The 12,309-nt window shown below is 69.9% G+C and carries 12 protein-coding genes; 2 read left to right on the top strand and 10 right to left on the bottom strand.

Annotated elements, in window-relative coordinates:
* The first annotated feature begins 23 nt into the window (after positions 1 to 23).
* Positions 24 to 716 (top strand): ArsR/SmtB family transcription factor, encoded by a 693-nt coding sequence (locus tag ISP17_RS18105; RefSeq protein ID WP_404635691.1) that lies wholly within the window; start codon positions 24 to 26, stop codon positions 714 to 716.
* Positions 717 to 730: 14 nt separating this feature from the next.
* Here the strand turns inward: ISP17_RS18105 and ISP17_RS18110 are convergent, their stop codons facing one another.
* The 4 genes from ISP17_RS18110 to ISP17_RS18125 all read right to left on the bottom strand — a co-directional run bounded on the left by ISP17_RS18110 (position 731) and on the right by ISP17_RS18125 (position 3,479).
* Positions 731 to 1,264, bottom strand: a complete 534-nt coding sequence (locus tag ISP17_RS18110; RefSeq protein WP_404635693.1) for a pseudouridine synthase — start codon at positions 1,262 to 1,264, stop codon at positions 731 to 733.
* Positions 1,265 to 1,274: 10 nt separating this feature from the next.
* Entirely contained in the window at positions 1,275 to 2,186 is a 912-nt protein-coding gene (locus tag ISP17_RS18115; protein ID WP_404635695.1) for a class I SAM-dependent methyltransferase, read from the bottom strand.
* 86 nt (positions 2,187 to 2,272) lie between these two features.
* Positions 2,273 to 2,935: an NYN domain-containing protein gene (locus ISP17_RS18120; RefSeq protein ID WP_404635697.1), complete on the bottom strand. Its 663-nt coding sequence runs from the start codon at positions 2,933 to 2,935 to the stop codon at positions 2,273 to 2,275.
* Between the two features lie 130 nt (positions 2,936 to 3,065).
* On the bottom strand, positions 3,066 to 3,479 hold the full coding sequence (locus ISP17_RS18125) for an SRPBCC family protein (RefSeq protein ID WP_404635699.1): 414 nt from the start codon (positions 3,477 to 3,479) through the stop codon (positions 3,066 to 3,068).
* A gap of 288 nt (positions 3,480 to 3,767) precedes the next feature.
* On the opposite strand from ISP17_RS18125, the gene ISP17_RS18130 reads away from it, so the two are divergent.
* A complete protein-coding gene (locus ISP17_RS18130; protein WP_404635701.1) occupies positions 3,768 to 5,720 on the top strand; it encodes a sigma-54-dependent Fis family transcriptional regulator in 1,953 nt (650 codons plus the stop codon).
* A 12-nt stretch (positions 5,721 to 5,732) separates the two neighbouring features.
* On the opposite strand, the gene ISP17_RS18135 is transcribed toward ISP17_RS18130, so the two are convergent.
* From ISP17_RS18135 to ISP17_RS18160, 6 genes are all read right to left on the bottom strand, one after another.
* Positions 5,733 to 8,075: a TonB-dependent receptor gene (locus tag ISP17_RS18135; protein ID WP_404635703.1), complete on the bottom strand. Its 2,343-nt coding sequence runs from the start codon at positions 8,073 to 8,075 to the stop codon at positions 5,733 to 5,735.
* Positions 8,076 to 8,236: 161 nt separating this feature from the next.
* A complete protein-coding gene (gfa, locus tag ISP17_RS18140) occupies positions 8,237 to 8,818 on the bottom strand; it encodes an S-(hydroxymethyl)glutathione synthase (RefSeq protein ID WP_404635705.1) in 582 nt (193 codons plus the stop codon).
* A gap of 83 nt (positions 8,819 to 8,901) precedes the next feature.
* Positions 8,902 to 9,396: a DUF2380 domain-containing protein gene (locus ISP17_RS18145; RefSeq protein ID WP_404635707.1), complete on the bottom strand. Its 495-nt coding sequence runs from the start codon at positions 9,394 to 9,396 to the stop codon at positions 8,902 to 8,904.
* 4 nt (positions 9,397 to 9,400) lie between these two features.
* Complete coding sequence (locus tag ISP17_RS18150) at positions 9,401 to 10,513, bottom strand: S-(hydroxymethyl)glutathione dehydrogenase/class III alcohol dehydrogenase (protein ID WP_404635709.1); 1,113 nt, start codon at positions 10,511 to 10,513, stop codon at positions 9,401 to 9,403.
* Positions 10,514 to 10,604: 91 nt separating this feature from the next.
* The gene (locus tag ISP17_RS18155) at positions 10,605 to 11,390 is read right to left on the bottom strand and encodes a c-type cytochrome (protein ID WP_404635711.1); all 786 of its coding nucleotides are present in this window, start codon (positions 11,388 to 11,390) and stop codon (positions 10,605 to 10,607) included.
* A 41-nt stretch (positions 11,391 to 11,431) separates the two neighbouring features.
* A complete protein-coding gene (locus tag ISP17_RS18160) occupies positions 11,432 to 12,274 on the bottom strand; it encodes a transporter substrate-binding domain-containing protein (RefSeq protein ID WP_404635713.1) in 843 nt (280 codons plus the stop codon).
* Positions 12,275 to 12,309 lie beyond the last annotated feature (35 nt).

Raw genomic sequence — 12,309 nt, forward strand, 5'->3', positions numbered from 1 at the left:
CCGGCGCGCGCTAGCATCCACGCATGCATGCCAGCCCCACCCGCCACCAGCTCGCCGAGATCGGCAGCCTGCTTGCCGATTCGTCGCGGGCCGCCATCCTGCTGGCCCTGGTGGACGGCCGCGCACGAACAGCCGGCGAACTGTCACGCATGGCCGGCATCGCTCCCAGCACCGCCAGCGCCCATCTGGCTCGCCTCGTCGAGGGCGGCCTGCTGCAGGTGCTGAGCCAGGGCCGGCATCGCTACTTCAAGGTCGCCAACGACAACGTCGCCCAGGTGCTCGAGGCATTGCCCCTGCTGCGTTCGCCGCCGGCCTGCGCGCCGATGCGAGCGCCCCGCGCGCAGCCGCTGGCGTTCGCGCGCACCTGCTATGGCCATCTGGCCGGACGGCTGGGTGTGGCGGTCTACCAGGGGCTGCGCGAGCAGGCATGGATCGAGCTCGGCGACCACTCCGTGCGGCTCACCGAATCCGGACGCGAGGCGCTGCCGAAGGGCGGCCTGCTGGCGGACGCAAGGGCGTCGCCATCCCTGTCGGGCCGCGGTTGCCTGGACTGGACCGAGCGCCGCCCCCACCTTGGCGGGCCGCTCGGCGTGGCGATCGTCGACCACCTGCTGCGACGCGACTGGCTGCGCCGCCAGGACGGCTCGCGCGCCCTGCTGCTGACACCCCCGGGGCGGACCGGCCTGCAGAAGCTGGGCATCGTCCTCGACGACTGAGCCGCGGTGCCGGCTCAGTCGAGCCGCCGCCACTCGCCCGGTGCGAGGCCATCGAGCCCGTACGGACCGATCCGCTCGCGGATCAGCCGCAACGTGGGAAAGCCGACCGCCGCGGTCATCCGGCGCACCTGGCGGTTACGGCCCTCGCGCAGCGTGATGCGCAGCCAGCTGGTGGGAATCGCCTGGCGAAAGCGCACCGGCGGATCGCGCGGCCACAGCCAGTCCGGCTCGGCGGCGTGCTCGGCAGTAGCCGGCAGCGTGGGACCGTCCTTCAGCACCACGCCGCGGCTCAGGGTGGCGATCGCCGCATCGGTGATCGTGCCGTCCACCTGCACCAGGTAGGTCTTGGGCTGCTTGTGCTTCGGGTCGGTGAGCCGGTGCGCCAGCGCGCCGTCGTCGGTGAGCAGCAGCAGGCCTTCGCTGTCCTGATCCAGCCGGCCGGCGGCGTAAACGCCCTTCTGCGTGACGTAGTCGGCCAGCGTGCTGCGGCCCGCCTCATCGGTGAACTGGCACAGCACGCCGTACGGCTTGTTCAGCGCGAGCAGCACGGGCCGTCGGTCAGTGCGCCGACGACGCCGGAGCCGGCGCGTCCGGCTTCACGAAGCGCAGCGTCATGCGGTCGGACTCGCCGATCGCCTGGTACTTCGCGCGATCGACATCGCCCAGCGTGAGCGTGGGCGGCAGTGTCCAGACACCCTTGGGGTAGTCCTTGGTGTCGGCCGGGTTGGCGTTGATCTCGCTCGACTCCTCCAGCGTGAAGCCGGCCTCGGTGGCCAGCTTCACCACGCTCGCGGTGGGCAGGTAGCCGCTGGACTTCACCGCGGCCAGCGAGGTGCCGTCGGCGGCGCGATGGTCGACCACGCCCAGCACGCCGCCGGGGCGCAGCACGGCAAAGAACGCCTTGAACATGGCCGGCGCGGTGTCGGCCATCACCCAGTTGTGCACGTTGCGGAAGGTCAGCACCACATCGGCGCTGCCGGGCGCGCCGAACACCGGTGCCTTCGGATCGAACGTGACGATCTTCGCCTTGCCGTAGGTGGCCGCATCGGCGGCGAACCGACGCTGCAGCGTGTCGCTGGCCGGCTTGCCCGGCGGCGGCGCGGACACGGCCGCGATGTACTGGCCGTTGTCGCGCAGCAGCGGCGCCAGGATTGCGCTGTACCAGCCGGCGCCGGGGGTGATCTCCACCACCGTCTGGTCCGGCCGCACGCCGAAGAACTGCAGCGTCTGCTTGGGATGGCGGTAGCGGTCGCGGGCGCGCTCGGCCTCCGGGCGCCAGGCGCCGGCGATCACGCTGTCGAGCTGGGCGGCGGTGAAATCCTGCGCGCTGGTCGGCGGCACCAGCTGGTCGGTGGGCTGGTCCTGCGCCAGCGGTTCCGCCTCCGCCAGCGTCTGCGCGGCGGCCGGTGCGGCCAGCGCCAGGGCGCACAGGGCGACCGGCAGCCATTTGCGTGAAACCCGTGATGTCATGAAGCACTCCCTGTTGGATGGCACCTGCCCCGCCGCGCACGCTGCCGCGGCCGGGGTGATGGCGAGGTGCAGATACGTGGCGCCGCTCAGAACGGACGCGGGCACACCGACTGCAGCCCGTCGATGTGCTCGTGCAGGTCCGGCGCGATGCCCTGCCACATCGGATCGAGGATGAAGTCGATGCCCTCGTAGCGCGCCAGCTTGGCCGCGGGTATGAAGTCCGCATCGCCGGCCACCAGGATGATCTGGTCGACCTGCTTCTTGTAGGCCAGCGCGGCGATGTCGATGCCGATCTTCATGTCCACCTGGGTCTGGCGCATCTCCGGCTCGAAATGCTCGTCGCCCAGCGCGCCCCATGCCAGCGAACCTTCGCGCAGCTGCTGGAACGCGCTGCGCTTGAGCTGCCACTCGCCGCGCTCGGCCAGCCGCCCCAGCCGCAGCGCCATCTTGCGCTGGCGGCGCAGCTGGTCGTGCAGCTCGCGCCGGAACGCGGCCGCGCCGGTGCGGCCGAAATCCAGGCTGTCGCCGCTGACCGGCTTGACCAAGGTTCGCTCCAGCGGCGGGCAGTCGTAGAAGAAGATGCGGTACAGCGCCTCGCGCGGGCGATCGAGCGCCTTGAGATGCTCCAGCGCCATGCCGAACACGGTCTTGGCGACGGTGCGCGCGTCGTTGGGATCGCGATCGCTCCACACCTTGCGGTAGCGGGCGAGAAAAAACGCGCCATCGACCAGAAACGCAGTGGTGGTCATGCAGTCCTCGGAGCCGGATCGACCCGGCGCCGATCGTCACCCGACGCACGCGCGGGCGGATCGTCACCGGTGCAAAGGAGATGCCGCGGGGGCGCGGCAGGCGCGCATTGTACATCGGCGCTCGAGCGGCTCAGCGCGCCGCCAGCGCCCGTGCCAGTGCAGCCAGACCCTCACCGTAGAGTCCGCGCATGGCGTGTGCGGCGGCCGGCCCGCCGTCGCCCAGTGGCTCGAAATCGCACGACCAGTCGACCCGGCACGCCGCGCCTTCCGGATGCACCGCCAGCGTGGTGCGGCAGGTGTGAAGCGGCAGCGAGCCATCCACCAGCACGTAGACGCAGCGACAGGCCGCCTCGTTGCGCGCCTCCAGCCGCTCCACCACGCGCCCGCCGTCGGCCAGGTGCAGGGTGCGGATGCGCCCCTCCCACGACAGGTCGAGCCGGCGCACCTGCGGGTGCCAGCGATGCAGGCCGCCGAAGTCGCCGATCACCGCCCAGACGGCCTCGGCCGGATGATCGAACCGCTGGCTGACGTGGATGCCGGTCATGCCTACCTTCCCTGTCCAGCGCGCAACACCCCGCAGAGGCACGCAAGAGCCGCGCCAGCCCGGTGGGCGCCGCCGCACGGCATGGGTGGCCGTGACTGTTGCTTTTGTGGCGCAGCGCGGCCGTGACAGCCCGTGCCAAATGCTTCACGCGGCACACGTCGCCGGCCGGCACGGATGCTGCAGTGCAGTTTGCGGCGTGCGCGGGCGAGCGCGATGCTCGAACTCTTCCCTCGCGCGCCGGGCCATCCGGCCTCCTGCTGGCGCGCACGGACCGAAGGAGTCACGGTCATGAGCAACGCCATGTCGGCCAGCCAGCCCTCCTCGCGGATCGCCAGCCTGCTGCAGGCACGCATCGGCACCAGCCAGGTGCTGCCGCATGTCGCCAAGTCGTGGGACCGCTGCCTCAACCGCTACAGCATGGAACCGGACGCCGAGCGCCGTACCGTGGTGCTCGACGCCGCCTCGGTGCGCGCCCGCCAGGAAACCATGGGCGAGCTGCTCGGCGTGGCGCGCGCGGAGATGGAAAACCTCTACGAGCAGATTGCCGGCTCCGGCTATGCGGTGATCCTCAGCGACGCCGAGGCGGTGGTGCTCAGCGCGATCACCGATCCCCAGGCCAAGCGCGACTTCCGCAGCGCCGGGTTGTGGGTGGGCGCGGTGTGGAGCGAGCAGAACGAGGGCACCAACGGACTGGGCACCGCGATCGCCGAGCGCGCGCCGGTCACCGTGTACTGCGGCGAGCATTTCCGCCGCTACAACGCGGGACTCTCGTGCTGCGGCGCACCCATCCTCGACGTCGACGGCGGCGTGCTGGCCGTGCTCGACGCCTCCGCCGCCAGCACCAGCGACACGCGCCTGGTACAGAGCCACACGATGGCCTTGGTCAGCATGTCGGCCAATCTGATCGCACGCTGCCACTTCCTCAGTCGCTTCCGCGACGCCTGGGTGCTGCGCTTCCACAGCCGCGCCGAGTTCGTCGGCCTGCTGCACGAGGCGCTGATGGCGATCGACGAGCACGGCTGCATCCTCGCCGTGAACGATGCGGCGATCGTGCAGCTGGGCATGAGCACGCGCGAGCAGCTGGTCGGGCGCGGCATCGACACCGTGCTGCCGCTCGACTTCGCCGCGCTGGAGCAGCGCGCGGCAAACGAGCCGGCCACGCTGTGGCCGATGCGCGACATCGCCTATGGGCGGCGCTTCTTCGCCAACGCGCGCGCGCCGCAGGGGCGCCGCGTGACGGCCAGTCAGGCTGCGGCGGCACCCGCGGAGGCGCAGGTAGCACCCTCGCGTCGCCACGTCGGCGGCGATCCGCGCATGCAGCACAACCTCAACTGCGGCCGGCAGCTGTTCGGCCGGCGCGTGCCGATCCTGCTGCAGGGCGCCACCGGCACCGGCAAGGAGGTGTTCGCCAAGGCGCTGCACCGCGCCAGCAGCTGGGCCGAGAAACCCTTCGTGGCAGTGAACTGCGCGGCGATTCCCGAGGCGTTGATCGAGAGCGAGCTGTTCGGCTACACCCGCGGCGCGTTCACCGACGCGGCGCGCGAAGGCCACATGGGCAAGATCCGCCAGTCCAGCGGCGGCACGCTGTTCCTGGACGAGATCGGCGACATGCCGCTGGCGCTGCAGACGCGCCTGCTGCGCGTGCTGGAGGAGCACGAGATCGTGCCGCTGGGCGGCGACACGGCGATCCCGGTGGACCTGCACGTGATCAGCGCCAGCCATCACGACCTGCTGGCGATGGTGCAGGCCGGCACGTTCCGCGAAGACCTCTACTACCGCCTCAACGGCATCACGCTGGAACTGCCGCCACTGCGCGAGCGCACCGACAAGCGCGAGCTGATCGTCACCCTGCTGCGCGAGGAGCGCGGCGACGGCGAGCCGCCGCGCATCGACGATGCGGCGATGGAGCGGCTGCTGACACATCCGTGGCCTGGCAACATCCGGCAGCTGCGCAATGTGCTGCGCACCGCCGCCGCGCTGTGCGGCGAGCGCGGGCGGATCGGGCTGGAACACCTGGGGCGCGAGTTCGAGCTGCCGCGCGAGCACGGCAGCTCCGCTCCCGCCGAGACCGCGCGCGGCGACGACGCGGCCGGCCCCCTGCGCACCGCCGAGCGCGATGCGCTGATGCACGAGCTCGAACGCATGCACTGGAACATCAGCCGCACCGCCGCCACGCTGGGGGTCAGCCGCAACACGCTGTACCGCAAGATCCGCAAGCACCGGATCGTGCTGCCCGGCTGAGGCGGCGGCGCCTCAGTCGTCGGCGGCCGCCGCGTCGCCGAAGGCGTAGCTCACGCCCAGCAGGAACGTGCGCGGCGCACCGGGCGAAACGAACAGCGTGGGCGTGCCGGGACCGGTGGTATCAAGCAGCCGGCCCGACGTGTCGAACACGTTGCTGCTGAGCTGGCCACCGTTGACGTAGTGCCGGTCGAACAGGTTGTCCACGCTGGCGAAGAACGCCAGTGCGCGGTTCGGCCGGTAGTGCAGGTCCAGCGACACCACGCCGTAGCCCGGCAGCGCGCCGTGCCGGTCGGCATTGTTTTCGTCGCCCACTGCGTACTGGCCGGAGTAAGCGCGCAGGTTGGCGCCGAACGACCAGTGCGACGTGAGCCGGTATTCGCCGGAGAGGTTGAACAGCCGTCCCGGCACGCCGGGCAGGCGATCGCCGCGGCTGACCCGGATCGCACCGTCGCCGTCGGCGCTGGAATTGGCGCCGCTCACCGTCTCGAACGCCGCGCCGTAGGTGGCGCGCACCAGGCTGAGATTGGCCTGCCACTCCAGCCGTCCCGTCACGCCTCCCACGCCCATGTCCACGCCTTCGCGGCGCGTGCTGGGCACGTTGGCGAAATAGCCCTGCGAACTGCCACCGGTGAACACGGTGAGGATGTCGTTGGAGGCGCGGCTCAGATACGGCGACACGTTCCAGCGCAACCGGCCGTGCGCCGCGGTGCCGCGCAGGCCGCCGCTGAGCGTGCGCACCACCACCGCTTTGAGCGGCGGATCGCCGGTGAAATCGTTGGGCAGCGCGCACGGCGCGGCGGGGTCGGCGCACTCGAACTCGATCGGCGTGGGCGTGCGCATGCCCTCGTCGTAATTGGCGTAGACACCCAGCGCCGGCGTGATCGACCAGGCGATGCCGAGGCTGGGATTGAAGCGGTGGAAGCGCTGCGCGCCGTTGATGTCCGGCTCGCGGCCGGAGCGGTCGGTGACCGCCAGGCGGCTCACGTTGTAGCGGCCGCCGGCGCTCAGGTGCAGCGCGTCGGTGAGCGCCAGCACGTCCATCGCATACAGGCCGACGCTGCGGTTGGTGGCGCCGGCATCGGTCAGCGCCTGCGCGCCGAACGGCGCCAGTCCGATCGCCGCGCCGCGCTGCGCCGGATCGAGCGGAAAATACGCCGGCTGCGTGTACTGGCTGAAGCCGCTGGCGCCGACGTCCAGGCTCACGCCCGCGGTGAGCTGGTTGTCGTGGCCGGCCAGCGGCTGGCTGTCCACCGCCTGCAGCGAGACTCCGTAGCCAAGGGTGCGCACGTGGCCGAGCACGTTGCTGGCCGGCACGTTGTTGATGGTGGCGGCGGGGTTCGCCGGGTCGTAGGCGGGACTCACGCCGGCATACCAGAACTGGCCGATCGAGGCCGGGTCGAACGGCCCGTCGACTGTGTAGCCGAGCGGGCCGTCGGCGGCCGGATCGTAGGCGGCGAAGTCATTGGTGTTGGAGTTGAAGCTCGCGCTGCGCGAGAGGCGCAGGTAGCCGTTGGCCTGCACCGCCCAGTCGGCACCGAGCTGGCGCGTGCCCTGCACGGTGAAGGCGTTGAGCCGGTTGTGGAAGTTGTCCGGCCAGGTGAAGCCGACCTTCGGCGTGTCGATCCATTCCACCGGCAATGACTGCGTGCCGGACAGCCGTCCGATCGCGCCGGTGTAGCTGAGCATCAGCGAGGTGTTCTCGTCCGGCCGCCAGTCGCCGCGTACGAAAGCCTGCTGCACGCGGCTGGGCGAGTAGTCGCGCCAGCCGCGTTCGTAGTCGCTGGCCGCGCCCACGTAGATCGCCATGCGGTGGCTGTGCGCACCGAAGTCCGCGTCGGCCTGCAGCCGGCCCCACGATCCGCCGGACACATTCACCGTGCCGCCCGGATCAGTGAAGCCGCTCTTGCTGGTCATCAGCAGCGCGCCGGCCAGCGTGTTGAGGCCGTACAGCGGGTTGGAACCGGGCACCAGCTCCACGTCGCGCACGGCGAAGTCGGGCACCGACTCCCAGTTCATCGTCTCGGCGAAGGGCTCGTTCTGGCGCACGCCGTCGAAGTACACCGAGATACCCGACGGCGAACCGAGCAGCGGCGACAGCGTGAAGCCGTGGAAGATCAGGTTGCCCTGCCACGGGTTGCCCTGCGACTGGGTGACGTTGACGCCCTGGAAGCTGGACTGCAGCAGGTCGGTGATCGCCTGCCCGTGCAGTTGCGCCATGTCGTCGGCCTGCGCGCTCTGCACGTTGAGCGGGATATCCAGCGGCGGCACCTCGAAACCGGGCAGCGGCGCAATGGCGATCACCCTCACCTCGTGCAGCTGCTTCACCGGGCGATCGGCCCATGCCGTCGGGCTCATCGCGAGCGCGCATACCGGCGCGCAAAAACGCCCGACGCGCAGCACGAGGCGGGCGAGAAAACAAACAGGCGAGGTGGCGCGAATCGCGGGCATCGCACGATCATGCCCGTCGCCGCGGTGTCGCCCAAGCCGACCTGGGTCGAGCCCGGGCGACGACGCCCTCATGCGCCCTTGTACAAGGTGCCCTTGGCCTTGGCGGTGTGCGTGGCGATCGCGTCCATCAGCGCTGGCGAGAGGCAGTCGTAGGGCGGCAGGCCCAGGTCGTTGAGGCGACCGCGCACCGCGTCCATGCCGGCCGGGTTGTACCCGGACTCGATGATCGAGGAGACGAACGCGGCGAAGCCCGGCGCGGCCCAGCCGTCCTCTTTCGACAGCTCGGTATGCACGAAATCGAGGCCGTAGAACGGATGCTCCTTGTTCTCGATGCGACCGATCATGTGCGTGCCGCAGACCTTGCAGGCGTGGCGCTGGATGGTCGCGCTGGGGTCGACGATGGCCAGCTTGTCGCCGTTCTCCAGCACCTCCACCTTGTCGCGACCGACCACGGCGATCTGCGCGAACACCGCTCCCTTGGGTTTCCAGCATCGGGAGCAGCCGCAGACGTGGTTGTGCGCGGTCTGCGCGCCTACCTTCACCTTCACCGGCTTGTCGGCGCACAGGCAGGTGAGCGTGCCGCCGGCGAAGTTGTCCTTGCCCGGTTTGACGCCGTGATCGACGGCGGGATGGATCGAGACGCTAGCCATGGTGTGACCTCCAGTGAACGTGGGTGGCGGTGGATCGCTGCCGCGCGGTTAACGCGGCGCAAAGGCTCGGGTGGGGCGGCGGATCAGGGCGTGAGGGTGACTCCCGTGGTGCGGTCGAGCAGCTGGGCGGCGCCGGCCTGCCAGGTGGCGTCGGTGTCGCCGCGCAGGTCGATCGAGCCGCCGGCAGCGGGACGATCCGGGTGCGCCAGGTCGATCAGCGCCATGTTGATCATCACGATCAGCCGGCTCTCCTTCTGCACCCAGGTCACCAGCGCGACGTCGGCGCCCTGCCCGCGCGCCCAGTCGGCGAGGCAGGCCTTGCAGTCGGTGTAGCGGTACGGCGGCGTGGCGGCTTTTTCCACCACGCGATAGCGGCCGGAACGGGCGAGCGCCGCGTGCAGCTGCTGCCCGAGCGCGGCGGCGCGGGCGGCATCCTCGCGCTGGTCGTAGCGCTGGTCCGGCGGAGCCAGGTCGACCAGCTCCACCGGCGTCACCAAAAGCCGTGGCGTCGCTGCTGCTGCTGACCGCGCGCAGGGCGCGATCAGCAGCATCACGGCGAGGGCGGCGAGGCCACGCATCGGCTCAGTACTTGATCACCGAGCGGATCACCTTGCCTTCGTGCATCAGGTCGAAGGCGCGGTTGATGTCCTCCAGCGGCATCACCTCGGTGATCATCTCGTCGATCTTGATCTCGCCATGCAGGTAGCGCTCCACATACCCCGGCAGCTGGCTGCGGCCCTTCACGCCGCCGAACGCCGAGCCGCGCCACACGCGGCCGGTGACCAGCTGGAACGGCCGCGTGCTGATCTCCTGCCCCGCGCCGGCCACGCCGATGATGGTCGATTCGCCCCAGCCCTTGTGGCAGCACTCCAGCGCCGAGCGCATCACGTGCACGTTGCCGATGCACTCGAACGAGAAGTCCACGCCGCCGTTGGTCATGTCGATGATGACCTGCTGGATCGGCGTGTCCGGGTAGTCCTTCGGATTGACGAAGTCGGTGGCACCCAGCGCCTTGGCCATCTCCCACTTGGACGGGTTCAGGTCCACGCAGATGATCCGCGAGGCCTTGGCCATCACCGCGCCCTGCACCACCGACAGGCCGATGCCGCCCATGCCGAACACCGCCACGGTGGAGCCCGGCGTCACCTTGGCGGTGTTGAGCACCGCACCGATGCCGGTGGTGATGCCGCAGCCGAGCAGGCACACCTTGTCCAGCGGCGCGGCGGGGTTGATCTTGGCCAGCGAGATCTCTGGCAGCACGGTGTACTCGGAGAACGTGCTGGTGCCCATGTAGTGCAGGATGGTCTTGCCGTCCTTGGAGAAGCGCGAGGTGCCGTCCGGCATCAGGCCCTTGCCCTGGGTGGCGCGGATCTTCTGGCACAGGTTGGTCTTGCCCGACAGGCAGTACTCGCACTCGCCGCATTCGGGCGTGTACAGCGGGATGACGTGGTCACCGACCTTGAGCGAGGTGACGCCCTCGCCCACTTCCTCGACGATGCCGCCGCCCTCGTGGCCGAGGATCACCGGGAACGCGCCCTCGGGATCATCGCCGGACAGCGTGTAGGCGTCGGTGTGGCACACGCCGGTGGCGACGATGCGCACCAGCACCTCGCCTTTCTGCGGGCCCTGCACGTCGACCTGCTCGATGCTCAGCGGCTTGCCTGCTTCCCAGGCGACGGCGGCTCTGGATTTCATGGGTGCAACTCCTGGACTAAGTGAAGACGAAAAAGGGAGACCGAAAAGAGGTGGCGGCGGTCCGCGCCACCGCCCAGCGTAGCAACCCGGCTCATTCCTGCGCGCTGGGTGGGCGACCGGGCGCGATCAGGTCGAGCTGGCGCGCCTTGATGTAGTCGTAGATGGCGCGAATGTCCTTCTCCTCGAAGAAGCCCGCCCAGGAAGGCATGCCCTTGTCCTGGCGGCCGGCCATCGCAGTGCTGAGGAACTGCTGCCACGTCATGCCTCCGGCCAGCGACTTGCGCAGGTCCGGCGCGTACTCGCCGCCGATCGCGTCGCCGCCGTGGCAGCGGAAGCAGTACGAGTTGTACTGCTCGAAGCCGTGGAACACCGCGTCGGTAACCTGCTTCTGGTCCGGCCCGGTGAACACGTTCACGTCGGTCTGCACGCTCTTGCCGTCGGTCGTCTTGTAGGTGTGCATCTGCGCTGTCGGTGCGTTGCCCGTGGTGGCCGCCGAAGCCGGCGCGGCCTGCCCGTGCAGCGAGAGGATCCAGTGCACCATGTCGGTGAGGTCCGCATCGCTCAGCTCGGGATGCGCGGTCATCGGAACATCGCCCCAGTTGCCGGCGCCGCCCATCTTGATCTTCTTCACCAGCATCGCGACGGTGGCGTCGCCCTTGCCCGCGTAGCGGTCGGCCACGGCCTGGTAGGCCGGGCCGACCAGCTTGTGGTCGACCGCATGGCAGGCGAAGCAGTTGCTGGCGCGCGCCTTGGTTTCGCCGGTGGACATGCCTCCCTCGCCCGCGTTCGCCGCCAGCGGCGCCGCGATGCCGGCAGCGATCAGCGCGAGCATGGCCAGACGCGACAGGAAGAAGACGGGCGTGAACGAATGACGCATGCGCAGGAACTCCATCGGGCGGAATCGGGCGGTGGGAAGGATCAGAGGCCGGCCATGCCGTCCATCGCGGCATCGGTGCCGGCCGGCGTGGCCACGCCGTGGCGGTGCAGGATCGCGCGCAGGTCGGCGTCGTGCGCCTTGATCAGCGCATCGAGCTTCTGCTTGAGCGCGGTATCGCCCTGGCGCACGGCCATCGACATCGGGAAGGTGTACATCTCCGGCGAGCCGGTGGCGCGCGAGTTGGGCAACGTCACCGTGGTGAGGTCGGGGTAGTCCTTGAGGAACGCGCCGATCGCCGGTTGCCAGGTGATCATCACGTCGATCTTGCCGCTCTCCAGGTCGTCCAGCACGTTGCGCGGCGAGCTGCCGCTCTCGCCGCCCACGTCGTAGGCCTTGGCCGTGGTGACCATGCCGCGCAGCTGCAGGCCCGCCTCCACCGGCGTGTCGGACTCGAAGCCCACCTTGAGCTTGCGCAGGTCCGGCGAATTGAGGTCGGCCAGGTCGTAGCCCTTGTCCTTCTTGAACACGAACACGTACGAGGACACGTAGTACGGATCGGTGGTGAGCTCCTCCTGGTTGCCGTAGGGCATGTTCATCACCACGTCGCAGTGCCCGTTGTCGAGGTTGCGAGAGAGGTATTCGGCAAAGCCGCCGTGGCCGCGCGAGTCGGCCCAGGTGTAGTCGACGGTGGCGCCGAGCTGCCTGGCCACATACTGGGCCACGTCGTTCTCGAAGCCCTGGCCGTCGCGGTTGGAGTACGGCAGGTAATTGGGGTCGGCACACACTTTCAGCGTGCCGGCCGCATGCGCCGGCGGCGGTGCCGCCAGTGCGGCCAGCGCCAGCAGGCTGGCGGCCAGCGCGGCGGTGGATTTGGTGTCGATCATGGCGTTCTCCCTGCGCGAAGCGTGGACACGATGGC

Source organism: Dyella ginsengisoli (assembly GCF_044904665.1).
Taxonomy (GTDB): Bacteria; Pseudomonadota; Gammaproteobacteria; order Xanthomonadales; family Rhodanobacteraceae; genus Dyella_A; species Dyella_A ginsengisoli.